This is a genomic window from Niallia circulans (genome assembly GCF_007273535.1).
GTDB lineage: Bacteria > Bacillota > Bacilli > Bacillales > Cytobacillaceae > Niallia > Niallia circulans_B.
In genome coordinates, this window is record NZ_RIBP01000004.1 from 1,054,851 (window position 1) to 1,078,991 (window position 24,141).

Consider the following 24,141-nt stretch of genomic DNA (forward strand, 5'->3'; position numbering starts at 1 on the left):
CCGTTTAGACCAAAAGGAGGTGAAAGTGATGAAAAAGTACGAAATTATGTACATCATCCGTCCAAATATTGAAGATGAAGCTAAAAAAGCTCTAGTTGAGCGTTTTAACGGTATTCTTGCTGATAATGGAGCGGAAGTTGCTGAATCAAAAGAGTGGGGCAAACGTCGTCTTGCATACGAAATCAATGATTTCCGTGATGGCTACTACCAACTTGTGAAAGTTAACGCTGCACCAGTAGCAGTTGAGGAGTTCTCTCGTTTAGCTAAAATTAACGAAGATATCATCCGTCACATTGTTATTAAAGAAGAAGCTAAATAATAAAAATAGAATGCATTCATGTTTCACGTGGAACATGATGGAAGGGAGTTGAAACTGATGATGAACCGTGTTGTTCTTGTTGGCCGACTGACGAAGGATCCTGAACTGCGATACACACCGAGTGGAGCTGCTGTTGCAACTTTCACACTTGCGGTTAACCGTACTTTTACGAACCAACAAGGTGAAAGAGAAGCAGACTTTATCAACTGTGTAATTTGGAGAAAACCTGCAGAAAATGTGGCTAATTTCTTGAAGAAAGGAAGCTTAGCTGGCGTTGACGGCAGACTTCAAACACGCAGTTATGAGGGACAAGATGGAAAGCGTGTCTATGTTACAGAAGTGCAAGCAGAAAGTGTTCAATTTCTTGAACCTAGAAACAGCAATTCTGGAAATAGAAATGACAACATGAATTATAGTGCACCAAGGGAACAAGATAATCCTTTCGGAGGCTCTAATAATTATCAGAATCAGCGACCTCAAAATAAAAATAATGATTATACAAGAATGGATGAGGATCCATTTGCTAATAGCGGTCAAATCGACATTTCAGATGATGACTTGCCATTCTGATAATCAACAATAAAATAAAAAAGGAGGGAAATTGACATGGCAATGGGCGGACGCAGAGGCGGACGTGCTAAACGCCGTAAAGTATGTTACTTTACAGCTAACGGCATTACGCAAATCGATTATAAAGATGTAGATCTTCTTAAAAAATTCATCTCTGAGCGTGGTAAAATCTTACCTCGTCGTGTAACTGGTACAAGTGCAAAATATCAACGTAAGTTGACTATTGCAATCAAACGTTCACGTACTATGGCTTTACTTCCATACGTAACTGGTGAATAATAAAAAAACACATTAGGTTAACTCCTAATGTGTTTTTTTATACTTGTACGGTAAAGTGATTTTGAGAAGATATTATATGTTTGAATGACCTTGTATAAAATAGTAAAATAACATGGAGGGTATCTTTATATTTTTCTTATGCTAAGAGGGTGTTAAAATCACGTTTATGAATAGAAGAATTAGTGGAAATACTAAGTATGTATAAGTATTTTTTCGTTCTTTCTTATTTGTCGAGATACGGTATAATAGTGGCATAAAGAACTGTATACATAATAAATTAACTATATTAGGAGTGAATAAATATTGCCTGCTTTTTTGGAAAAGGGATCAATTCGCTATCCATTAATTTGTCTGATTGGCATAACTCTGATCCTCCTTGGTATCATCTCCTTTTATAATTGGCTATTTGCCATTTTAGGGTTACTTCTTTCTGTTATTCCTTTCTATTTCATCATTCAGATGAATGTGCGGCAAAGAAAGGAAACGGAAGAATATATTACTACCCTTTCTTACCGTGTGAAAAAGGTTGGAGAAGAGGCATTAATGGAAATGCCGATAGGGATTATGCTCATTAATGATGAATACTATATTGAGTGGACAAATCCATATTTAGCGTACAGCTTTACAGAGGATAGCTTAGTCGGAAGGTCTTTGTATGATGTGTCTCCATCAGTTATTCCCCTTATAAAACAAGAGGTGGAAACGGAAATTATCACACTTCATAATCGTAAATTTAGAGTTATCCATAAAAAAGAAGAGCGTCTCCTTTACTTTTTTGATGTAACAGAACAGACAGAAATAGAGAAGCTTTACGAGGATGAAAGAACAGCAATTGCCATCATCTTTTTAGATAATTATGATGATCTTACACAAGGTATGGATGACCAAACGCGTAGCAGCTTAAATAATAGTGTTACCTCCATCCTAAATAAATGGGCAACAGATAACGGTGTATTGTTAAAACGGATATCCTCAGAACGTTTCTTTGCAGTATTTAATGAAAATATCCTTCAACATCTTGAAAAGGATAAATTCACGATTTTGGATGAGGTAAGAGAGCTAACTTCGAAGCAGAATGTTCAGCTGACATTAAGTATTGGAGTCGGTTCAGGTGTTTCCTCTCTTCCAGAGCTAGGAACTATCGCCCAATCAAGCCTTGATTTAGCATTAGGCCGCGGCGGAGATCAAGTGGCTATTAAACAGCCAAATGGAAAAGTGAAATTTTATGGTGGTAAAACAAATCCTGTTGAAAAAAGAACAAGGGTGCGAGCGAGAGTTATATCACATGCTCTAAAGGAATTGATAACGGCAAGTGATAAAGTATTCATCATGGGCCATAAGCATCCTGATATGGATGCAATAGGGGCTGCAATCGGTATTAATAAGATTGCACAGATGAATAAGAAAGAAGCTTATATCATCCTTAATCCGAATGAGATTGATTTAGGTGTAAGAAGGCTTCTTGAGGAAATAAAAAAGCATGAGACATTATACGATAGATTTATTACACCAGAACAAGCGTTGGAAATGGAGACAGATGAGAGTTTATTAATTGTAGTAGATACTCATAAGCCTTCATTAGTCATTGAGGAAAGGCTTATCCATAAAATTGAGGATGTTGTGGTCATTGACCATCACAGACGTGCAGAAGAATTTATAGAAAATCCATTGCTTGTTTATATGGAGCCATATGCATCATCAACGGCAGAGCTTGTAACAGAGCTGTTGGAATACCAGCCGAAGACAGCTAAAATTGAAATGCTAGAAGCAACCGCGTTACTAGCTGGTATCATTGTTGATACTAAAAGCTTTACATTAAGAACGGGTGCTAGAACCTTTGATGCTGCCTCGTATTTGAGAGGGCAAGGCGCTGATACTGTGTTAGTACAGAAGTTCTTAAAAGAAGATATCAGCAATTATGTTAAGAAGGCCAAAATAATTCAAAATGTCATTTTCTATAAACCTGGTATCGCTATTGCTAAGGCACAAAGAAATGAAAATAGTGATAATGTTTTAATTGCCCAAACAGCAGACACCTTATTAACAATGGATGGTATTTATGCATCATTTGTTATTTCACCAAGAGCTGATGGACAGATAGGTATAAGTGCTAGGTCTTTAGGGGATATAAATGTACAGATTATTATGGAAAGTCTTCGAGGCGGCGGCCATTTAACAAATGCGGCGACACAGCTCTCCGATATGACAATAGAAGAAGCTGAGGCACGGCTTAAGCTGGCAATTGATGAATATTTTGAAGGGAGAAAAAAGGAATGAAAGTAATATTTTTAAAAGACGTTAAAGGTAAAGGAAAAAAAGGGGAAGTTAAAAATGTAGCTGATGGTTATGCGCAAAACTTCCTATTAAAGCAAGGGCTAGCTGTTGAAGCAAATGCAGGTGCTGTTAGCACATTAAATGCACAAAAGAAAAAAGAAGAAAAAGTAGCAGCAGAAGAGCTTGAAGAAGCAAAAGCATTAAAGGAAAAAGTGGAAAAGCTTACAGTTGAGCTTACTGCTAAATCAGGTGAAGGCGGAAGATTGTTTGGTTCTATAACTAGCAAGCAAATTGCTGATGAGTTAAAGAAAAAACATCAAATTAAAATTGATAAACGTAAAATTGATTTGAACGATGCTATTCGTTCATTAGGTGTGACAAAGGTTGCTGTTAAGCTTCATCAAGAGGTTACAGCTACACTTAATGTTCATGTAAAAGAATTAAGCTAATATTGGAAGTACCATTTATCTTTAAACATGATAAAATAGAATAGGTTTGAAAAAATGTGATACAGGCATCCTGATCACATTTTTTCTTTTAGTATATATTGACGTTATCCTCTCCCAATAAAGGAGGTTTTAAATTTTATGAGTGAAATGCTCCATGATAGAGTTCCCCCGCAAAATATTGAAGCAGAACAAGCAGTGCTAGGGGCGATATTCTTAGAACCACAAAGCTTAACACTTGCTTCGGAAATTCTTATTCCTGAGGATTTTTATAGAGGTGCACACCAAAGAATCTATACAGCGATGCTGAAGTTGAACGATGGCGGAAAGGCTGTTGACCTTATAACTGTCACTGCAGAGCTATCTGCAGGCAATAATCTTGAGGATACTGGCGGTGTCAGCTACTTAAGTGAACTGGCAGCATCTGTTCCTACCGCAGCTAATATCGAGTATTACGCGAAAATAGTGGAAGAAAAATCCTTGCTGCGAAGACTTATACGGACAGCTACTGATATAGCACAGGATGGCTATGCTCGGGAAGACGAAGTAGAGGTGCTGTTGAGCGAGGCAGAAAAAAACATTCTTGAGGTTGCCCAGAGAAAAAACGCTGGGGCATTCCATAATATTAAGGATGTATTAGTACGAACATATGACAATATTGAGCTTATGCATAACCGCCAAGGTGATATAACTGGTATTGCTACAGGTTTCGCAGAGCTTGATAAAATGACAGCTGGTTTCCAACGAAATGATTTAATTATTGTAGGGGCGCGTCCGTCTGTTGGTAAGACGGCCTTTGCCTTGAATATTGCTCAAAACGTAGCTACAACTACTGGTGAAAATGTAGCGATATTTAGTCTTGAGATGGGTGCAGAACAGCTTGTTATGCGTATGCTATGTGCAGAGGGAAATATTGATGCACAGCGTCTTCGTACTGGGTCATTGACAGACGAGGATTGGGGCAAGCTGACTATGGCAATGGGAAGCCTGTCTAATGCCGGTATATTCATCGATGATACCCCAGGGGTGAAGATTACTGATATCCGTTCTAAATGCCGTAGGTTAAAGCAGGAGCACGGTCTTGGGATGATCCTAATTGATTATTTGCAGCTTATCCTTGGAAGTGGGCGTTCTGGCGAGAACAGACAACAGGAAGTTTCCGAAATTTCCCGTTCTCTTAAACAGCTTGCTCGTGAATTGCAGGTACCAGTTATTGCATTGTCTCAGCTTTCTCGTGGGGTAGAGCAGAGACAAGATAAAAGACCGATGATGTCTGACATAAGGGAATCAGGAAGTATTGAGCAGGATGCAGATATCGTGGCATTTTTGTATCGTGATGATTATTATGACAAAGAATCAGAAAGCAAAAATATCATTGAAATTATCATTGCAAAGCAAAGGAATGGACCAACAGGAACAGTACAGCTGGCTTTTGTTAAGGAATATAATAAATTCGTTAACTTGGAACGGCGTTTTGATGATCCGTCCATGCCACCAGGCGCATAATCATAGTAAAAAGCAGATTGGCTGTTTAAAAGCCAACCTGCTTTTTTTATTTTTAAAAAAACAGCTATATTTCAAGTCTGATAGCTTGATAAACAGTTAATAAAATCTATATTAGTAGAATGATTACGAACATAAATTTATTTTCTTGTTTTGAATGTTCGTGTTTTGTTGACTTTTGTATACGAAAATTGGTAAAATAGGTTTGTTTGATAATAAATATAAATAATATAGTAACCTTTGGAGGTGCTTTGGGAATATGTCATCAGTCGTGGTTGTTGGAACACAATGGGGAGACGAAGGTAAAGGAAAGATTACTGACTTTTTGTCAGAAAATGCTGAGGTTATTGCTCGCTACCAAGGCGGTAATAATGCAGGTCACACAATTAAATTCAATGGTGAAACATATAAATTACACTTGATTCCATCTGGAATATTCTACAGCGAAAAAATCTGTGTTATTGGTAATGGAATGGTAGTAGATCCAAAAGCGTTGCTAACTGAATTGAAATATTTGCATGATAAAGGCGTTACGACAGATAACTTAAGAATAAGCAACCGTGCTCATGTAATCCTGCCATATCATTTGAAATTAGATGAAGTGGAAGAAGAGAGCAAAGGTGCTAATAAAATCGGCACAACTAAAAAAGGAATCGGTCCTGCTTACATGGATAAGGCAGCTAGAATTGGTATCCGTATTGCAGATCTTCTTGATAGAGAAATCTTTGAAGAAAAGCTTGAGCGTAACCTATTAGAGAAAAACCGTCTTCTTGAGCGCATCTATGAGACAGAGGGCTTTAAATTAGAAGATATTCTTGATGAGTACTACGAATATGGACAGCAGATCAAACATTATGTTTGTGATACTTCTGTTGTTTTGAATGATTCTTTGGATGAAGGCAGAAGAGTATTGTTTGAAGGCGCACAAGGTGTAATGCTTGATATCGACCAAGGTACATATCCATTCGTTACTTCTTCTAACCCTGTTGCTGGTGGAGTTACGATTGGTTCTGGTGTTGGTCCAACGAAAATCAAGCATGTTGTTGGAGTTTCTAAAGCATATACTACGAGGGTTGGCGATGGTCCTTTCCCTACAGAGCTTGATAATGAAATTGGTCACCAAATTAGAGAAGTTGGTCGTGAGTACGGTACAACAACTGGAAGACCTCGCCGTGTTGGCTGGTTTGATAGTGTTGTTGTACGTCATGCTCGCAGAGTTAGCGGCATTACAGACCTTTCTCTGAACTCTATCGACGTTCTGACAGGTATTGAAACACTAAAAATCTGTGTTGCTTATAAATACAATGGAGAAGTAATGGACGAGTTCCCTGCAAGCCTTAAAGTATTGGCACAATGTGAACCAGTATTTGAAGAGCTTCCAGGCTGGACAGAGGACATTACTGGCTGCAAATCACTAAGTGAATTGCCTGCAAATGCACGTCATTACTTAGAAAGAGTTGCACAGCTTACAGGTATTCCGTTGTCTATTTTCTCTGTCGGACCAGACAGAAGCCAAACAAATGTTGTTCACAGTCCTTGGAGACAAAACTAAAAAGGTTTTTTTATGTAAAGGAGCCGCTGTTAAGAGCGGCTCCTAAATATTTTTTTATTTTTTTTTGTAAAAAGTATTGCCATCTATATAATAAGCATGGTAATATAAAAAGCGTCGCCAATGAAGCGAAATAAAGCAGAAAAAAAACTGCAAGTTATCTTTCATAATAGCGAGTCATTAGCTCAGTTGGTAGAGCATCTGACTTTTAATCAGAGGGTCGCAGGTTCGAATCCTGCATGACTCACCATTTCTAATATGGCCCATTGGTCAAGCGGTTAAGACACCGCCCTTTCACGGCGGTAACACGGGTTCGAATCCCGTATGGGTCATTTTATATATATAGATTTATCTGGTCCCGTGGTGTAGCGGTTAACATGCCTGCCTGTCACGCAGGAGATCGCGGGTTCGATTCCCGTCGGGACCGCCATTTTTGTTTCATGTGTATATTATATAGAAATATTAATATGGCTCAGTAGCTCAGTCGGTAGAGCAAAGGACTGAAAATCCTTGTGTCGGCGGTTCGATTCCGTCCTGAGCCATCCTTTAAAAAAACAACTATACAATTGCTATAGTTGTTTTTTTTATTTGCCCAAAAAAGTATTATAACAATAATACAATTCCGTTACAATAATGCAACGATACCGGGCTAAGGGCTAGAAGTGTGTTAAAATAATAGAAGGCATGGCTATGCAGTTATAGTGGCCTGAATCAAAAAAGATAAAAAAAGGCGGTGAGAGGCAAGTAAATGCCTATCAACCGCAAAAAAGGAAAATGAAACTACATCTAATTAAACGATTGAGTATATCAAAAGGTTTCATTATTATAGAAAATTTATTAACCCTCTATTTTGGAGGGTTTTTCAAATTATAGGGAAGCAAGCATTGCTGAATAGTTGTAATGAAATAGTGGAAGTAGAGTAGAATAGAAAAAAAGTGAATATATAAAATGAAAATGGTAAAGTAGAAAGTAGAACAAGCTCTTGAAATAACCTAACTCTAATAGACAGATTACATTGAAGGAGATAAGTGTGCATGAATAAAAAGATACTTGTAGTAGACGATGAAAAACCAATTGCGGATATTCTGCAATTTAATTTAAAGAAAGAAGGATTTGAAGTTCATTGTGCTTATGATGGCAATGCAGCATTGGAAATGGTAGAAGAAGTTCAACCAGATTTAGTTCTGCTTGATATCATGCTTCCACAGCGAGATGGAATGGAAGTATGTCGTGAGATTCGCAAGAAGTATGAAATGCCCATCATCATGCTAACAGCGAAAGACTCTGAGATTGACAAAGTACTGGGACTTGAGCTCGGTGCAGATGATTATGTCACAAAGCCTTTCAGCACAAGGGAGCTGATTGCCCGCGTTAAAGCGAACTTAAGACGTCATCAGCAGATTCCAGCTGCTTCAGAAGAAGAAAATGAATCAAACGAGATTGAAGTGGGTTCTTTAATCATTCACCCAGATGCTTATATCGTTTCTAAAAGAGGAGAAATGATTGAGCTTACACATCGTGAGTTCGAGCTTCTTCATTATTTGGCTAAACATATTGGTCAGGTAATGACGAGAGAGCATTTGCTGCAAACAGTGTGGGGTTATGACTATTATGGAGATGTAAGAACAGTGGATGTAACTGTGAGAAGGCTGAGAGAAAAAATAGAGGATAACCCAAGTCATCCAACCTGGATTGTAACGAGAAGAGGCGTAGGGTATTACTTGCGTAATCCTGAACAGGAGTAATAGATATTAATGAAAAAAGTTAGTTTTTTTAGATCAATTCATGTAAAGCTAATGATAATAATTGTATTGCTCATCCTTATATCGATTCAGATTATCGGTGTGTACTTTGTCCAAAAGCTGCAGTCTACACTAATTGAAAACTTTAAGACCTCCATTCAGGAAAAGGTTAATATCCTTTCCATTTATATGGAGGAGCAGCTCGTAAAGGAGCGTCCTGTTGAAGGCACGGGAACAACGCTTGAAGATGATGTAAAAAGACTGTTAAGTGAAAATAATAATGCTACAGATATTCAAGAAATAAGGGTAATCACCAATAACTCGATAATTATTGGAACATCAGATCCTGAAAAACAATCATTGGTCGGCCAGAGAATGGTAGATACGAAAGTAAGAAGGGCTATGTCTAATTCCTCTCAGTCGAATTCCTTCATACGGGTCGAAAATAATAAAAAGGAATATGTCCTAATTACACCGATTCGTCCACAGGGCGGAGAGACGGTTGGCGTTATTTATACTGTCGGGAAAATCCAAGAAGTGTATGACAGTCTTGACAACATTAACAGCATCTTTCAAAAAGGAACTGTTATCACGTTAATTGTTACTGCAATACTTGGCATATTATTGGCTAGAACGATTACTAGACCAATTTCAGACATGCAAAAGCATGCCTTTGCTCTTTCCAAAGGGAACTTCTCTCAAAAGGTTAAAGTGTACGGCTTTGACGAAATTGGTCAACTGGCAATTACCTTTAACAACCTAACGAAAAAGCTACAAGAGTCACAGGCTTCTACTGAGAGTGAAAGAAGGAAGCTGTCATCTGTTTTATCTTATATGACAGATGGCGTTATTGCTACAGACCGAAAAGGTAGAATTATCCTTATAAATGAGCCTGCCGCTAAAATGCTGGATGTTTCACGTGAAACAGTCTTGTCTGAGCCAATTATTCATTTACTTGGCTTAAAGGATAAATATACATTTGATGAGCTTTTAGAAGAGAGAGAGTCAGTAATTCTTGATTATAGTACAAATTACGAACCATATATTCTTCGGGCAAACTTTTCTGTTATTCAAAAGGAGACAGGTTTTGTTAATGGTTTAATTACTGTTCTTCATGATATTACAGAGCAGGAGAAAATTGATATGGAACGGAAAGAGTTTGTGGCAAATGTATCGCATGAACTCAGGACGCCGTTAACGACAATGAGAAGCTATGTTGAAGCATTGGCAGAGGGAGCATGGCAGGATGATGGACTTGCCCCTAAGTTTTTAGAAGTTACGCAAAATGAAACAGAACGAATGATACGTCTTGTGAATGATTTACTTCAGCTTTCTAAGCTTGACAGCAGGGACTATAAGCTGAATAAAGAGTTAGTTGATTTTATGGTTTTCTATAACAGAATTATCGATAGATTCGAGCTGACAAAGGAACAGAATGTCACTTTTGAACGGAAGTTGCCAAAACATGTAGCCTTTGTTGAAATTGATGAGGATAAATTAACACAAGTGCTTGATAATATTATTTCAAACGCAATGAAATACTCCCCAGAAGGCGGCAAAATTACCTTTACCATAAAAGAGCAAGAGCAGCAGTTAATTGTAAGTGTTGCAGATAACGGTGTTGGCATACCGAAGGAAAACATCAGTAAGATCTTTGATCGCTTTTACCGTGTTGACAAAGCGAGAACAAGAAGACTTGGTGGTACAGGCTTAGGGTTGGCTATTGCAAAAGAAATGGTTGAAGCACATGGGGGGAGAATCTGGGCATCGAGTAAAGAAGGGAAAGGAACGAAAATTTCCTTTACACTCCCTTATATTCAATCAGAAGAGGATGATTGGGTATGAATATGAATTATGAAAATGTAAAAAGTTTAGTACTGACAATATTAGTGATGCTGAGTCTGCTTATGTATTACCTTCTATGGACAGATCAAGGCAATACAGCAGAAGATCCGAATGATAATATTGTTGAAACAGAGAAAATTGGCAGCAAACAAGAAGTCGCAGACATTGTTCGGCCCGATAGAATTTTCCAGCATGTAGATGGTGAAATATATGGTACAATTTCAATGGACGAAATTAATTCTGTACTTAACGTTTTAAAAACAGTTGAATACGGAAGCCTAGAAAATATTTCCGAAGAAATAAACGATATCCCAAACTTTATTCAAAATGAGAAGAACAGCATGGAAATTCGGTTTCCAGGTCAAATCCCTTTTAGTCTTTACCGGGATATCCTTCAAATTGATGAAAGTAATCTGTTTAATTTTGATACTATTCTTGTGTCCTATAACCTTGTTAAAGAGGATGAAGGAGCAGTATATTTTATTTCAAAGAAAGATGATAAGGTGTACAAAAGCAGAATTTCTGTAAGTTATATAAATAACATTAAAGACTTCCAGGACAACATTACTGCTGAGGATACTTCCTATAATTCTTACTTCAGCTATCAGGCAGGTGATAATCTGATCTACTTGCCAAACGGGAAAACCGAGCTGAATAAATATATTTATAAGAGTGAAACAGTGGACTCTTCGAGGCTGAAAAATGCAATGTTCAGCGTTCCAAGCAATGCTCAAAAGAGTGTGGAGACGAATGAAGAAGTGTACACAGATGAGTCAAGTATGCTGAGAATAGAAAAGGATACTCATGTTGTGAAGTTTCTGAAACCAACTGGTACTCTTACCAATGAATTAAGCCCTAATCAAATTATTGAAAACAGCATTGATTTTGTTAATGATCACGGCGGCTGGGTCAATAATTATTTATTCGTGAATAGTAATGATAAGAATATGGTTAATTTCCGTATCTATGATGAATCTGGTTTTCCAGTATTCAATTTAAAAAAGGATTTATCTACTATCCAGGTTTCTTGGGAAAATAATAAAGTAGAACAATTCATTACCAGCAATGTGGCTATAACACCAAATCCTATTGATGCGACAGCTCAAAAGCTTGATTCAGGCAGTTCTGTATTAAAGGAAATACAATCCTCGAAAAACTTTGATCCTAAGAAGCTGGAGGATATTGTGCCAGGCTATGATATGGTTATAACCAATCCGAGCTATGCTTATTTAGAGCCAGGCTGGTTTTACTTATATAATGGAGAGTGGCATCAGTTAGGAGAAGGGGAGACAGGGGGCAGTAAAAGTGGATTGGAGTAAAATTAAAACTATTTTTATTGTTGCCTTCTTGCTTTTGGATGTTTATTTGATTTATGAATATACAAAGCTTAAAAAAGATACACAGCAATTTGAGACAGAGGAGCCAGAGACACCAATCTCCAAAACTTTGGCACTTGATGGAATTAAGTATGACGAGGACAAGTTTCCATCTGATATCGAAAAGGGCCAGTACTTAACTGCTAAATCTATGACGTTCAGTGATGAAGATTTAGAGAAGCTAGAAAAGAGTACACTAAGCGGCCAAAGCATAAAAGTTCAAGATTCCATCATGCTTCAGTCTATTTTAGAAAAACCAATCAAGCTAAGCGATGATTTTAAAAAAGAAGAATTAGCTGAATACATTAGAAGTCATATTTTAAACGGTGATCAATATGTTTTCTGGGAAAAGAAGGACAATACAATCACCTATTACCAACAGTATAATGACAAAACACTATATCATAACTTAAAAGGGGAACTAACCTTTTTAGTAAATGAAGAAAATAACATCGTATCCTATAATCAAACCTATCTGCAGGATATTAAAGAATTTGATGAGAAGGAAACGTTAGTGAAGCCGTTAGAGGCTATTTATGCCCTCTACAAAAACGCCTACTTGGAAATGAACACATACATCTCCAATGTGGAGCTCGGCTATTATTCACAGCAGAATGCGCCATCTGTGCAGCTGCTTGCACCAACTTGGAAAATTACTTTAAAAGGACAGAAAAATCTCTATGTCAATGCGTTAAATGGGGAGATTATTAAGCCAGGGATGGAAGAGACGAAATTGGAGTGAACAAAACATGCATTTTAGTGTTCTCGCGAGTGGGAGTACAGGCAATGCTATTTATGTAGAATCAGGGGAACATGCATTTTTAGTTGATGCAGGCTTGAGCGGAAAACAAATGGAAACATTATTTCAAGGCATTGATCGAAAAATGGACAAGCTTTCGGGTATATTTGTTACACATGAACATAGTGATCATATTAAAGGTGTTGGAATTATCGCAAGGAAGTATAACCTGCCGATTTACGCGAATGAAAAAACGTGGAAGGCAATGGAGCCTCTGATCGGCACAATTCCTGTTGAGCAAAAGTTTCAATTTGATATGGAAACAGTTAAAACGTTCGGAGATGTCTCCATTGAGTCTTTCGGAGTGTCTCATGATGCGGCAGAGCCAATGTTCTATGTATTCCATCAAGGAGAAAAGAAGCTTGTGCTGATTACTGACACTGGTTATGTGAGTGATCGTATGAAGGGAATTATTCGCAATGCGGATTCTTATGTGTTTGAAAGCAATCATGATGTACAGATGCTGAGAATGGGAAGATATCCTTGGAATATTAAAAGACGTATATTAAGTGATGTTGGACATGTTTCAAATGAGGATGCAGCTATTGCGATGAGTGAGGTTATTGGTGATCGCACAAAGCATATTTATCTGGCACATTTAAGCATGGATAACAATATTAAGGACTTAGCTAGAATGTCAGTGACACAAACGCTAGAACAGTGTGGAGTGGAGTTAACAGACCAGCTAGGGCTTTATGATACAGACCCCAAAAAGCCGACTAATTTAATGGCGATATAAAGAAAAGGCAAGCAGAACCAATCTGCTTGCCTTTTTTGTATGTCATAAGCAATAAATTTATTTAATACAATGTTAGGACTCGAATTTCTTGATTATGTTGTTTGTTTTTGTGAGGAATAGGAAAAATTAATAAGGTACTTATCAGTGTCTTATTAAAAGGCTCTTATTTATAGATAGCTTGCCTTTACGAATAAGGACATACTAGCTAGGAAAACAATTGCTCAGAAGGAAGGCGGTATGACGAATGACAAATGACGAAGAGTTTCGTTATGAAGAGTATAAAAGGAGCAGACCTCAACGAAAGAGGAGAGGATATTTCTTTGCCGGTTTTATCGGTGCAATTATTGGGGCCTTAATTATTGTCCTTCTGCTTCCCCGTTTAACCCAATTAGGAGTATTGTCTACGCTGCAAGGCTCAACAAGCGGTGCTAATTTTAGTGGGATTACACAGGGCGTTTCTGTTGATGTTGATACAGATGTTACAAAGGCAGTCGATATTGCTGCAGATGCTGTTGTTGGGATAACAAATCTTCAGGAATCTGACTTTTGGGCTGATGCCAGCGGGGCAGAGGCTGGCACAGGATCAGGGATCATCTACCGAAAAAGCGGTAATACAGCTTATATTGTGACAAATAACCACGTAGTGGAAGGTGCATCAGAGCTTGAGGTCACCCTTGCTGACGGTAAAAAGGTTAGCGCAGAGCTTATAGGAAGCGATATTTGGACTGATTTAGCCGTACTTAAGGTAAGTTCAAAGGACATATCAAAGGTTGCTGAATTCGGCAATTCAGATGCCCTTAAATCTGGAGAACCAGTTATAGCTATTGGAAATCCTCTTGGTCTGACATTTTCCGGATCTGTCACACAGGGGATTGTTTCTGGATTGGACAGAACCATCCCTATTGACATTAATAGTGATGGAGTTGCTGATTGGCAATCAGAGGTTATTCAAACAGATGCAGCAATTAATCCAGGAAACAGTGGCGGAGCACTTGTTAATATTAAAGGTCAGCTCATTGGAATAAACAGTATGAAAATTTCAGAGTCCTCTGTAGAAGGAATTGGCTTAGCAATACCGATAAATTCTGCTGTTCCGATTATTGAGGATCTTGAAGAGTATGGTGAAGTAAAACGTCCTTATATGGGAGTTGAACTTGAGTCAGTTAGTGATATTCCAGGTTATTATCAAGAAGAGGCGCTTAAGCTGCCAAAAGACTTAACCACAGGTGTTGCAATTAAATCTGTCTCTCCGGATTCTCCGGCAGAAAAAGCTGGATTGAAGGAACTGGACGTTATTGTTGAGCTCGATGGTGAAAAAATTAAGGATTTAATTGAATTGCGTAAGCATCTGTATACAGATAAGAAAATCGGTGACAAGCTCAAAATTAAATACTATCGCGAAGGAAAAGAGAAAACGGCAGAATTGACGCTTTCAGAAGATAAAATGTAATAGGAGGGGAATTCCCTTCTATTTTTTTATTTTTCTAAAAAAGGTATAACCTTTATTAGGGGATTAATTATTTCCTGTAAAAGTTGAAGTTTAAGCAAGGAATGGTAAGATGGAATGTGGATAAGTATTTTAAATAATAAAACTAAAATATATCCACAAGCTAAAAAAGAATAAATAATGTAATCAGCACAAAAGGAGTATATACAAAATGATATATAGCTGTGAAGAACATGTAGATATAGCAATAGATACAATCGTTAACGACTTTGAAACATTCCCGTCATTAGAGAAAATAGAACCTGAAAAAAAGTTATCAACAACCTGTGAATATTGTAAAAATAACGCAATATATGTTGTGGCGAACACGTGATTCCATACTATATGTGGATTAAAAATGTGGATATGTGGATAACTTCTGTGGATAATATGTTTGTAAAGTGAGGAATACCTGTGAATATCTCGATTATTACCGTTGGGAAATTAAAAGAAAAGTATTTAAAACAAGGAATTGAAGAATATACAAAACGGCTTTCAAGCTATTCTAAAATAGAAATAATCGAAGTGCCAGATGAAAAAGCACCAGAGGTTTTAAGCGATGCCGAAATGATTCAGGTGAAGGATAAAGAGGGAGAAAGAATACTTGCAAAGGTGCCAGCTGATGCTCATGTTATTGCATTAGCAATTGATGGTAAGCAAAAGTCATCAGAGGAGCTTGCAGATACACTAGACAAGCTCGCAACCTACGGAAAAAGTAAAGTAGCCTTCATTATTGGCGGATCGCTAGGCTTAAGCAGTCACGTATTGCAAAGGGCAGATGACAAGCTGTCTTTCAGTAAGATGACTTTTCCACATCAGTTGATGCGCTTGATTTTGGTAGAGCAGGTTTATCGGGCGTTTCGGATTAATCGGGGGGAACCGTATCATAAGTAAGGCTTCGTTAGGAAACATAAACAGTATTAACTTGAATTTTAATCAAGAATGTAATGAGTACAATAAATTATTTTTAATGCACTAGTTAGAAACAACTGTACAAGTGCATAAAAAAAGAGTCTTCCCAACTATTTTATGGACAATGGGAAGCTTTTTTTATTTTTTTACATGAAATACATCATTTCGGTATGCTGATTACAACCGGGGTAAGCATGAATCTCACTTAATTTACTAAGCAAAAGAATATAAGCTTTGGTATACCTCTTTTAGTTCGTATTTAATGGTAATTTTACAATAATAATCATTTTTTCTATTAATTTCAATTTTCCTAGTAATTTCATAATGGTTAATTTATAATATTTTGGGAACTATAATATTTTTGGGGGAAATTTTAATGCAAAATATTTATGCAAAACAAGATTTAACTTCACAAGAGCTTCAATTATTAGCTTCTGAAATGGATCGTAAGAAAAAGTCAACTGCAACAACTTGGATACTTTGGTTATTCCTAGGTAATATTGGAGCACATAGATATTATTTAGGGAAAATTGGCACTGGTGTTGCTATGACCCTTACTTTAGGATGCTTTGGTATTTGGACTTTAATTGATATATTTTTAAATAATGGAATGATTAATAAGAAAAATACTGAAATAGAATCAGATATCATCAGTGAACTTAAATTAATGAATAATGCTAGAAAAAAAGAAGCAATTTAATAATAAACTGGAGAATACTCGGATATATTTAATACATAAGGACATGAGATAAGAAAATTTCTTTATATACTGTTTAAATGCTTAGTATTTTAAATATTTAGCTCTAATTATGGATTTATTTGATATTATTTTTAATTTATATATAATTTTTGGACTTACAAAGTACTAAGGCAGAATCAGGCTTGTATTTTAATAGTTCTAGTATTGTCTACTATCTACCCTTGATAAATGCTATCAAGGGTGTTTTTTTTTGAAAATGGCTAAAAAGAAAAGTAAAACTTGTAAGTCTTTTTCAGAAATACAAGTCTCACTTAGATTCATTTTTTGTCGACAACGAGGTTCAGCTTTCTCCCCGAGGAAAACGAGTGGTCAAGCGCACATTAAACCAAACTAATTTGAAATCCATATTCTATTTAGTCACAAGCTTAACTTTTCAAATTTAGATGTAATTTTATTATTCGCGTTTAGAAAGGTTATCTTTTGTTATGTCTAAGCCTCCCATTCCGACGAACTCCATATCTAAAATATCGAGTGAACAATCAAGGGTTACAATAGAATGTAACTATAAAGGAGGGAAATGAATGTTACAGGAATTTAATCAACTGATGGATTATATCGAAGAAAACCTAACAGAACAAATATCTGGAACAGAAATCTCAAAGATAGTTGGAATGTCTGATTATCATTTTAAAAGGATGTTTTCGTATATGGCAGGCATGTCGTTGAATGAGTATATCAAAAATAGAAGATTATCGGTTGCGAATGTTGAATTAATAGGTGGTGCGAGGGTGACGGATGTTGCCTTTAAATATGGCTATCAATCAATTGAGGGATTTTCCAGAGCATTTCGTGAATGGTGTGGCTTCTTGCCGTCAGAAGTAACGAAAAATAAAATCCAAAAATCATTTCCCAAATTTTCATTTTTTATCGATATACGGGGAGGAATTTCTATGGAATTCAAAATTGAAAGGAAAGAGAAATTTAATTTAGTCGGAGTTTCGAAAAGAGTGCCTATACAATTTGAAGGTGTCAATAATGCCATTTTAGAACTTGCTCAGTCTATTACTGAACAGCAAAGACAGGAGATGCATCAATTAGCTGATTTATATCCTCATCAAGTCTTGAATATATCTTATGATTTTGATGATGGTTACTTGGAAGAAAAAGGGCATTTAACGCATATGATTGGTTTTGCCACAACAAAAAAAAATCCATTTGCTGATTTAGAACAACTTTCTATTGAAGAAAGCTTATGGGCAATCTTTCCAAACCAAGGACCTTTCCCTGCTGCGCTGCAAGAAACGACCGCGAAAATTTATTCAGAGTGGCTGCCATCTTCAGGTTATGAAATAGCTGACTTACCTGGAATTTCTTTTACAAAGCATGGCAGTACGAATGAAAATGTATATAGCGAAGTATGGTTGCCAATAAAGGAAAAAGCAAAGCTTTAATGGTGAGCTTGAGGGTTAAGTGTTAGAAAATAAAAGTGAATTCGTTGTATCGAATTCACTTTTGGTTAAATACAGAAGCCTGTTGAGTTTTATTTTCAAATGATAGTTTGCACTGAAGCAAGAGGGACACAAAATTAGTTCTTAGCCATTTATGAATTCGATTCGTGCTGTTCGAGTGCTCCGTCCTGCCACAATTGAAATAAATAGATGATTAATGAAAATCCGACCATCATGGCAACAACAGCAAGTGTAGGCAAGGTCGAATCTCCTGAAACTAGTCCAAGTCGCTCCCATATTGGGTAAACGATGTACATAAATCCCCCGTCCAAAAGTATATTAACAGTCAAATACCTCCAAAATTTCCCGAAAGTAAAATGGAATACCCAGATAACTATCACTAAATATGCACCATATACCCAAGGAATGGGAATAATTTTATCCCATCCGAACAGGCTGGAGCCAGTTTCATTCCACCAGCCGTAATGGTGGGCTGCCTGGTATGCTAGGGAATGAATAACGGTCATAAATAGAGCGACTGGTATGTATCTCCGAACAGTTATCATTTTCAGAAAAAACAAGGAAAGCCAAGGTATTATTAAGAGTAACCAGAGGATAATCTGTTTCATTTCAGTAAAACCTCACAGTAGTTTTATATGTATTATTGCTTTTGGTACTGATATTTATTCGTTATAAAAAAGATATTATGGAAACACTGCAGCATATACCTAAAAACTTGTTTTCAGTAATAACCAAGTACATTAAATTAAATAAAAGCATCATAACGTTAGTTTCCATGAATAAGTATGTTTCTATTTATGAACAAATATGCTGTAATAGTGTTAGAATACCTGTTGTTAGTAGTTAAAAAAGTGAGGAATTAACGGTGAAAAAATTTAAGAAGTTTTATTTAGAGATTACAAGTGTATGTAATCTTGCGTGCAGCTTTTGTCCACCAACAGAAAGACAGAAGCAATTTATTTCTTTAGAGGATTTTTCTAAGAGGTTAGACCAGATTAAACCACATACAGACTATATTTATTTACATGTAAAGGGTGAGCCGCTGCTTCATCCTAAAATAGGCGATCTGTTAGACTTAAGCCATGAAAAAGGCTTTAAGGTTAATATCACGACTAATGGAACATTAATTAATAAAAAGAGGGAAAAATTATTAAATAAGCCTGCGCTTAGACAAATGAATTTTTCACTTCATAGTTTTGATGGTCATATTGGTTCTAAGGATAAGGAAGGGTATGTGAGAAGTATTCTTTCCTTTATTAAAGAAGCGACGAGTCAGTCGGATTTGATTGTTTCCCTAAGATTATGGAATCTTACACAAGACAATACAACGAATATTGAAAGAGAACGAAACAGAGAATTACTTGAAATTATTGAGAAAGAATTTGAATTAGACTACAAAATTGAAGAATAGGTCACACCAGGAAGCGGCATCAAAATTGCGGAACGCATCTTCATCAATCAAGATTATGAGTTTCAGTGGCCTGCGTTGCACGAAGAAGAAGATGATGGCAAAGGCTTCTGTTATGGTATGCGAAATCAAGCAGGTATCTTAGCAAACGGAACTGTTATTCCTTGTTGCCTTGATGGTGAGGGTGTAATCGATCTTGGCAATATCAATGATAACTCATTTTCGGATATTATCGAGATGGATAGAGCCAAAGATCTTGTAGAAGGTTTTTCACGAAGAGTCGCAGTGGAGGAGCTATGCAGGAAATGTGGTTATCGTAAAAGATTTGGAAAGTAATTTTAGATATTCAATCAGGACTTTCGTGAAAAATAGAAAGTCCTGAATCTCTTTGCATCCACCTTAATATATCTCTTTTTCTGATTACAATAAACGAGCCCCGCATTATTTTGGTTTAGGCCTATTTTTCAACAACCGGAATCCACATTTCACCATATACTATTCCGTTTTTCTGCGCCATCTCAACAGTCGCATTTGGCCCACCAACATAAGCAATAGTTTGTACTTCTGGTAAGACTTGTCCAAAAGCAATGCCTGTAAGCTGATTGCTCAATTCCTCAGCTGTATTTGCTTCTCCTTTAACAATTAAATAGAGGCCTTCCGGAAATTGGATAACTCTAGATGCTTCATCTGATAGCGTTTTGTCTGACAATACGCCAGCATAATGCATCATTTTGTTATTAACTGCCTCGTTTACGGCAAAAATATAGTCGTTTGTAGCGAGTTCTTTTAAAGTGGATAGTCTTCCATCTTGGTTGACCGCTTGCCAAAAGTCTGACTTTTCCTTATTTATGCCAGCATAGTCTGTATAATCACTCTTTAGCTCGATACCCAATCCTAATACTGTAAAGCTTTCTTTTTCTTCTAAAGTATACTGTGCCATATTCAAAACCTGCCTTTTTTATAATTTTTCAAATGACTTGTATTTTCACTTGATGTGTTTATAATATCTTTAAATCATGTCAAAAAATGATACTGTTTAGGAGATCTTAATGAAAAAAGTTGAACGGATTAATACTATTATGCGCTATATTAATAATCGTGCCCATTTTACCATTTCTGAAATCATGCAGGAATTTCATATCTCCCGTTCGACTGCTGTTAGAGATATTAAAGAAATTGAAACAATGGGAATGCCGCTTGTTGCTGAGGTTGGAAGGGATGGGGGATATTATGTTATGAGCAATTCTGTCCTGCCTAATGTTCAGTTTACCGATAATGAGATAAAAGCGCTTTTTATTGCTTTTATGGCCACAAGAAATCAACAGCTTCCATATTTGAAGAGTCGTCAGTCCTTGGCTGAAAAATTACTTGGTCTGCTTTCAGACAATCAGCAAGATGATTTAGTGTTATTAAATCAAATATTGCTTTTTGAAGGAACCAATCCGAATAATCCTGACCTCCTTGATTTATCAGATCTGCCTCATCCGATATTAGAAAAACTTATTCATATTCTCCTTGCAGATAGTTATTTACTGATTACTCTTAAAGAAGTGAAGGAAATTAAATCACTCCCGATTTTTCTTTTGCATCTTTATCGTGAAAAAAGTCTTTGGTTTATTGAAGGCTTTGACTTGAATGAGGAACAAAGAAGGATATTTCCTGTTGATAATCTCACCAATGTTGAACCATATTCAACAAAAAATAGAGTAAGTAAGAAAAAGATTCTAGATAAACTAAATAATCAGCAGCAAGTAGTTAATCTTGTCATAGAACTTGGCCCAAAAGCGATTACGCAGTTTAAAAAATATCATCCTTTGAAAGCTTCCATTTCTTATACAAATCCTTACCAAACAATAGCCATTTTAAAGACCTTTGTTAATGTTAATAATTCAGAAGAAGTAACTGACCTAACAAATTGGCTGCTTTTTTTAGGGAAAGATATCAAAGTTAGGAAAGTGCCAGAAGAAGTTTTAGAAGAGTTGAGAGAGAGAGAATGCTTATTCAATATATAGGCAGGCTAACAGAATCTTCTATTGAAGAAAGCTATAAGAATTGATAGCTAAGATATGTCAAAAATAGAACAATATGATTTTCATAGTAAATAATTTGAAGTTATATAGCTCTCTGTACTTTCTTAAAAAGAAAAGGCTGTATAAAATAAGAGAGTAGAAAAAGAGAATTTTTGAAAAAAAGGTAGTTTTTGTAGTAGTAGGTGATTAGAAGATAAAAAGTAGGGAGGAGTTTAAATAAGTCCATTTCTTCAAATGGGGGCAAATGCAGCTTTAAGTTCTTCAAAGGGAAGTGTTACTGTTAGCTACGAAACTTCCAATAAAATAGATATTTCTTTAACAGCATTTCTGTTAACTGATTTAGATAAGGTCCAAGGAGACAGTGGGATAATATTTTATAATCAGCCAAACAGTACTACAGGTTTAGCGAGCTTAATGCCTGCAGTGCAAGTAGGAAATAAAAAAATCCATAAGCTTAATTTTGATATGAGTAGAGCTCCAGAAGGTATAACTAAAGTAGCGATAACTCTTACAGAAGATAATAATACCGGATTTGCAAATGTGAAGAACTTAAAGGCCGAGTTAGCTACGGATAATACTGTTATTCAGTTAACGCCGTCTAGTTTTACAAATGAAAATGGAATTGTAGTATTAGAATTATATGTAAGGAACGGTCAGCCAAAGGTTAGATCCATTTGGCGTGGTTTTGATTCTGGGCTTGAAGGATTATGTATAAATTATGGTGTTGAAGTTGAACCGGAAGAACAAGATAAGCCGTCTGAACCTATAATTGTTCCAAAACAGACGCCAATAGCGGCAGATACTCTTGCAAGCAACAATGGAAAAAACACATTGGCAACGGTAAGCCTTGAAAAGGTTAAGGGGAAGATAAGCCTCGACAAAGGACAAAAGCCAGTTATCATTGATAAAACACCTGAAATTACTGCTACTGTTTCTTGGAAGACAGGGACAGATTATGATATTTATGCTTTAGTTTATACCAAGAATGGTATGCAGGTTGATGTAGCTATGTTTGGTGCGAGAGGTGTACCACCACTTCGCAGTTATGGCAACGGAGCAATGGAGCATATGGGCGATGTAGGGAGAAATAGTAAATCAACAAAGACTGAGGTTATTAAACTACGATTAAATGATGATATCCTCGCTGTTGTTCCTGTAGTTTATTCTGCGCAGTCCAATGGAACAGGCTCCTTCTACAGATATAAGGTATCTATGAGTATAGATAATCATAATGGGACATCTGTTACCATTACATCCAAAAACGCTAATAATAATGACAGAATCTATTCGTGTGTGCCTGGAATTCTACATAATACGCAAGATGGAGTTATTATAAATCCACTGGAGCTTTATAGTATGCCGAACTCAGAGTATAGACCACAACTTAGGATGGGGTATTCAGGTATGGTAGAAGTCCTAATGGATGAGGGACCAATTAATGATTATAAGTAGATTAGACAATAGGATACTCTAAACAAAAAGAAGCAACACAGCAAAAGAATGATGTCCTTTGCTGTGTTGCTTTTTACGCTTCACCTATTACCATGTAGCAATTTGACTCTCAACATTTACAAGATTCTTTTTCGGAAGTTCGTCAAAATAACCGAGACAAAGGATGCCTGCAATTCTTTCATCTTGCTGAATATCAATTAAGGATTGAATATCTTTATAGTCGTCGAGTTGCCAGGTCATGCCAATCTGATTTGCCCATGCAAGTAGTTGGATATTTTGAATGAAGCAACAAACAGCAGCAAAATCTTCATTCGTGATATGTACATCCTGACTCATTTTTGACGTAATGATTAAACAAACTGAGGAGTGAGCTATAGCTGCCTTTAATTGATGATCGTTTTCTTTAGTAAGATTTTGGGATAACTTCTGTTTTGTCTCGCTTGTAATGAATATTACGTGCCATGGCTCGCGATTTTGATGATTAGGGGCCCAAGTGGCTTCATCCAAAATATTTAGTATTAATTCTTGGGGTATCTGTTTTTGGGAAAACTGACTGACAGCACGCGTTTCTTGAAAAAGCGATGATAAGCTCATTTTTAATGCCTCCTTTTTTTCTCTAATAATGGGTAATGCCTCCGTTTATTTAAAGGTTAGTTTTTCTTTAATAGCTGTTCGGTGTTTGGAGTTGGGCATCTTCTTCCACTTACCAACATACATAATGCAGACAACTTGCTCCTGTTCATTTAAATCAAGTTTGTCTGTGAAAAGCTTGTTATAAATATATGGTTCTGTATTCCACACAGTTCCTAATTGGTGATCCCAAGCTAGTAAGGAAAAGCTTTGAAGGATGGCACAGATTGCGGCATAGTTTTTGATACTCTCTTTTGTAGAGCCTTTTTGGATGGCAACCAAAAAGGCGGGGATTTGTGCAGTTCGTTTTATAAACATCTGCTTAAGCTTATTGGGCATTCTTCTATATAAACCATGCTCGGAAAAAGAGGCAATAATTCCAGCTGCTAAGCTTTCCTTGCCTTCTGGACTGGAAACTAGGATAAAGCGACAAGCTGCTTCCTGCTGATCCAAAGCTGGTGATTGTATGGATAGTTGAAGCAGTTCTGTTATTTGTTGGGTTGAAACTGGATGTGTTTCAAAGCGGCGAATACTTCGCCGCTCTCTTATAAGACTAGCCATATTTTCAGCATTATTTATATTCGTTGTCAAAGTTAAATTTTTAATCATTTTC

At 36.6% G+C, this 24,141-nt stretch carries 23 protein-coding genes, 4 tRNA genes and 1 pseudogene; 24 read left to right on the top strand and 4 right to left on the bottom strand.

Annotated features, from left to right (window positions below; all coding sequences use genetic code 11):
• Positions 1-28: 28 nt before the first annotated feature.
• The 21 genes from rpsF to CEQ21_RS13350 all read left to right on the top strand — a co-directional run bounded on the left by rpsF (position 29) and on the right by CEQ21_RS13350 (position 17,990).
• The gene (gene rpsF / locus CEQ21_RS13250) at positions 29-319 is read left to right on the top strand and encodes a 30S ribosomal protein S6 (protein ID WP_127738813.1); all 291 of its coding nucleotides are present in this window, start codon (positions 29-31) and stop codon (positions 317-319) included.
• A gap of 57 nt (positions 320-376) precedes the next feature.
• Positions 377-889: a single-stranded DNA-binding protein gene (gene ssb, locus CEQ21_RS13255; protein WP_144454973.1), complete on the top strand. Its 513-nt coding sequence runs from the start codon at positions 377-379 to the stop codon at positions 887-889.
• Between the two features lie 42 nt (positions 890-931).
• Entirely contained in the window at positions 932-1,168 is a 237-nt protein-coding gene (rpsR, locus tag CEQ21_RS13260) for a 30S ribosomal protein S18 (RefSeq protein WP_182102925.1), read from the top strand.
• 303 nt (positions 1,169-1,471) lie between these two features.
• Complete coding sequence (locus tag CEQ21_RS13265; protein ID WP_185764925.1) at positions 1,472-3,445, top strand: DHH family phosphoesterase; 1,974 nt, start codon at positions 1,472-1,474, stop codon at positions 3,443-3,445.
• On the top strand, positions 3,442-3,891 hold the full coding sequence (gene rplI, locus CEQ21_RS13270; protein WP_185764926.1) for a 50S ribosomal protein L9: 450 nt from the start codon (positions 3,442-3,444) through the stop codon (positions 3,889-3,891). Before CEQ21_RS13265 ends, rplI begins: the two co-directional genes overlap by 4 nt.
• Before the next feature lie 138 nt (positions 3,892-4,029).
• On the top strand, positions 4,030-5,394 hold the full coding sequence (dnaB, locus tag CEQ21_RS13275) for a replicative DNA helicase (RefSeq protein WP_127738818.1): 1,365 nt from the start codon (positions 4,030-4,032) through the stop codon (positions 5,392-5,394).
• 256 nt (positions 5,395-5,650) lie between these two features.
• Positions 5,651-6,943 carry an adenylosuccinate synthase gene (locus tag CEQ21_RS13280; RefSeq protein WP_185764927.1) on the top strand — a complete coding sequence of 431 codons (1,293 nt, stop codon included), beginning with the start codon at positions 5,651-5,653 and terminating at the stop codon, positions 6,941-6,943.
• A 171-nt stretch (positions 6,944-7,114) separates the two neighbouring features.
• Positions 7,115-7,190: transfer RNA gene (locus CEQ21_RS13285), tRNA-Lys, on the top strand.
• Positions 7,191-7,200: 10 nt separating this feature from the next.
• Positions 7,201-7,272, top strand: a tRNA-Glu gene (locus CEQ21_RS13290).
• 22 nt (positions 7,273-7,294) lie between these two features.
• Positions 7,295-7,370: transfer RNA gene (locus CEQ21_RS13295), tRNA-Asp, on the top strand.
• A gap of 39 nt (positions 7,371-7,409) precedes the next feature.
• A tRNA-Phe gene (locus tag CEQ21_RS13300) sits at positions 7,410-7,482 on the top strand.
• Positions 7,483-7,974: 492 nt separating this feature from the next.
• Positions 7,975-8,685 (top strand): response regulator YycF, encoded by a 711-nt coding sequence (gene yycF, locus CEQ21_RS13305; protein ID WP_185764928.1) that lies wholly within the window; start codon positions 7,975-7,977, stop codon positions 8,683-8,685.
• Between the two features lie 9 nt (positions 8,686-8,694).
• A complete protein-coding gene (gene walK / locus CEQ21_RS13310) occupies positions 8,695-10,527 on the top strand; it encodes a cell wall metabolism sensor histidine kinase WalK (protein WP_185764929.1) in 1,833 nt (610 codons plus the stop codon).
• Positions 10,524-11,846 carry a YycH family regulatory protein gene (locus CEQ21_RS13315; protein ID WP_185764930.1) on the top strand — a complete coding sequence of 441 codons (1,323 nt, stop codon included), beginning with the start codon at positions 10,524-10,526 and terminating at the stop codon, positions 11,844-11,846. The genes walK and CEQ21_RS13315 overlap by 4 nt, the downstream gene beginning before the upstream one ends.
• Entirely contained in the window at positions 11,833-12,645 is an 813-nt protein-coding gene (locus CEQ21_RS13320) for a two-component system regulatory protein YycI (protein WP_185764931.1), read from the top strand. Before CEQ21_RS13315 ends, CEQ21_RS13320 begins: the two co-directional genes overlap by 14 nt.
• A gap of 7 nt (positions 12,646-12,652) precedes the next feature.
• On the top strand, positions 12,653-13,441 hold the full coding sequence (locus CEQ21_RS13325; RefSeq protein WP_185764932.1) for an MBL fold metallo-hydrolase: 789 nt from the start codon (positions 12,653-12,655) through the stop codon (positions 13,439-13,441).
• Positions 13,442-13,685: 244 nt separating this feature from the next.
• Positions 13,686-14,891: a S1C family serine protease gene (locus tag CEQ21_RS13330; RefSeq protein ID WP_185764933.1), complete on the top strand. Its 1,206-nt coding sequence runs from the start codon at positions 13,686-13,688 to the stop codon at positions 14,889-14,891.
• Positions 14,892-15,099: 208 nt separating this feature from the next.
• Entirely contained in the window at positions 15,100-15,261 is a 162-nt protein-coding gene (locus CEQ21_RS13335) for a CxxH/CxxC protein (protein ID WP_185764934.1), read from the top strand.
• Positions 15,262-15,341: 80 nt separating this feature from the next.
• Complete coding sequence (gene rlmH / locus CEQ21_RS13340; RefSeq protein ID WP_185764935.1) at positions 15,342-15,821, top strand: 23S rRNA (pseudouridine(1915)-N(3))-methyltransferase RlmH; 480 nt, start codon at positions 15,342-15,344, stop codon at positions 15,819-15,821.
• 394 nt (positions 15,822-16,215) lie between these two features.
• Positions 16,216-16,539, top strand: coding sequence for a TM2 domain-containing protein (locus CEQ21_RS13345; protein ID WP_185764936.1), 324 nt, complete (start codon positions 16,216-16,218; stop codon positions 16,537-16,539).
• Between the two features lie 581 nt (positions 16,540-17,120).
• Positions 17,121-17,990 (top strand): AraC family transcriptional regulator, encoded by an 870-nt coding sequence (locus tag CEQ21_RS13350; protein ID WP_185764937.1) that lies wholly within the window; start codon positions 17,121-17,123, stop codon positions 17,988-17,990.
• A 149-nt stretch (positions 17,991-18,139) separates the two neighbouring features.
• Here the strand turns inward: CEQ21_RS13350 and CEQ21_RS13355 are convergent, their stop codons facing one another.
• Positions 18,140-18,616 (bottom strand): hypothetical protein, encoded by a 477-nt coding sequence (locus CEQ21_RS13355; RefSeq protein WP_185764938.1) that lies wholly within the window; start codon positions 18,614-18,616, stop codon positions 18,140-18,142.
• Positions 18,617-18,873: 257 nt separating this feature from the next.
• Between CEQ21_RS13355 and CEQ21_RS13360 the strand changes: the two are divergent.
• Positions 18,874-19,752 (top strand): annotated as a pseudogene (locus CEQ21_RS13360) (radical SAM/SPASM domain-containing protein).
• A 121-nt stretch (positions 19,753-19,873) separates the two neighbouring features.
• Here the strand turns inward: CEQ21_RS13360 and CEQ21_RS13365 are convergent.
• A complete protein-coding gene (locus CEQ21_RS13365) occupies positions 19,874-20,356 on the bottom strand; it encodes a GyrI-like domain-containing protein (protein ID WP_185764939.1) in 483 nt (160 codons plus the stop codon).
• Between the two features lie 109 nt (positions 20,357-20,465).
• Here CEQ21_RS13365 and CEQ21_RS13370 point away from each other — a divergent pair, with 109 nt between their 5' ends.
• Together CEQ21_RS13370 and CEQ21_RS13375 are read left to right on the top strand one after the other, a co-directional pair.
• On the top strand, positions 20,466-21,428 hold the full coding sequence (locus CEQ21_RS13370; protein ID WP_185764940.1) for a helix-turn-helix transcriptional regulator: 963 nt from the start codon (positions 20,466-20,468) through the stop codon (positions 21,426-21,428).
• A gap of 234 nt (positions 21,429-21,662) precedes the next feature.
• Positions 21,663-22,898 (top strand): TerD family protein, encoded by a 1,236-nt coding sequence (locus CEQ21_RS13375; protein ID WP_185767267.1) that lies wholly within the window; start codon positions 21,663-21,665, stop codon positions 22,896-22,898.
• An 87-nt stretch (positions 22,899-22,985) separates the two neighbouring features.
• Here the strand turns inward: CEQ21_RS13375 and CEQ21_RS13380 are convergent, their stop codons facing one another.
• Both CEQ21_RS13380 and CEQ21_RS13385 read right to left on the bottom strand, forming a co-directional pair.
• Positions 22,986-23,492, bottom strand: a complete 507-nt coding sequence (locus tag CEQ21_RS13380) for a nitroreductase family protein (RefSeq protein ID WP_185764941.1) — start codon at positions 23,490-23,492, stop codon at positions 22,986-22,988.
• Positions 23,493-23,537: 45 nt separating this feature from the next.
• Positions 23,538-24,137 carry a nitroreductase family protein gene (locus tag CEQ21_RS13385; protein WP_185764942.1) on the bottom strand — a complete coding sequence of 200 codons (600 nt, stop codon included), beginning with the start codon at positions 24,135-24,137 and terminating at the stop codon, positions 23,538-23,540.
• Between the last annotated feature and the right edge of the window lie 4 nt (positions 24,138-24,141).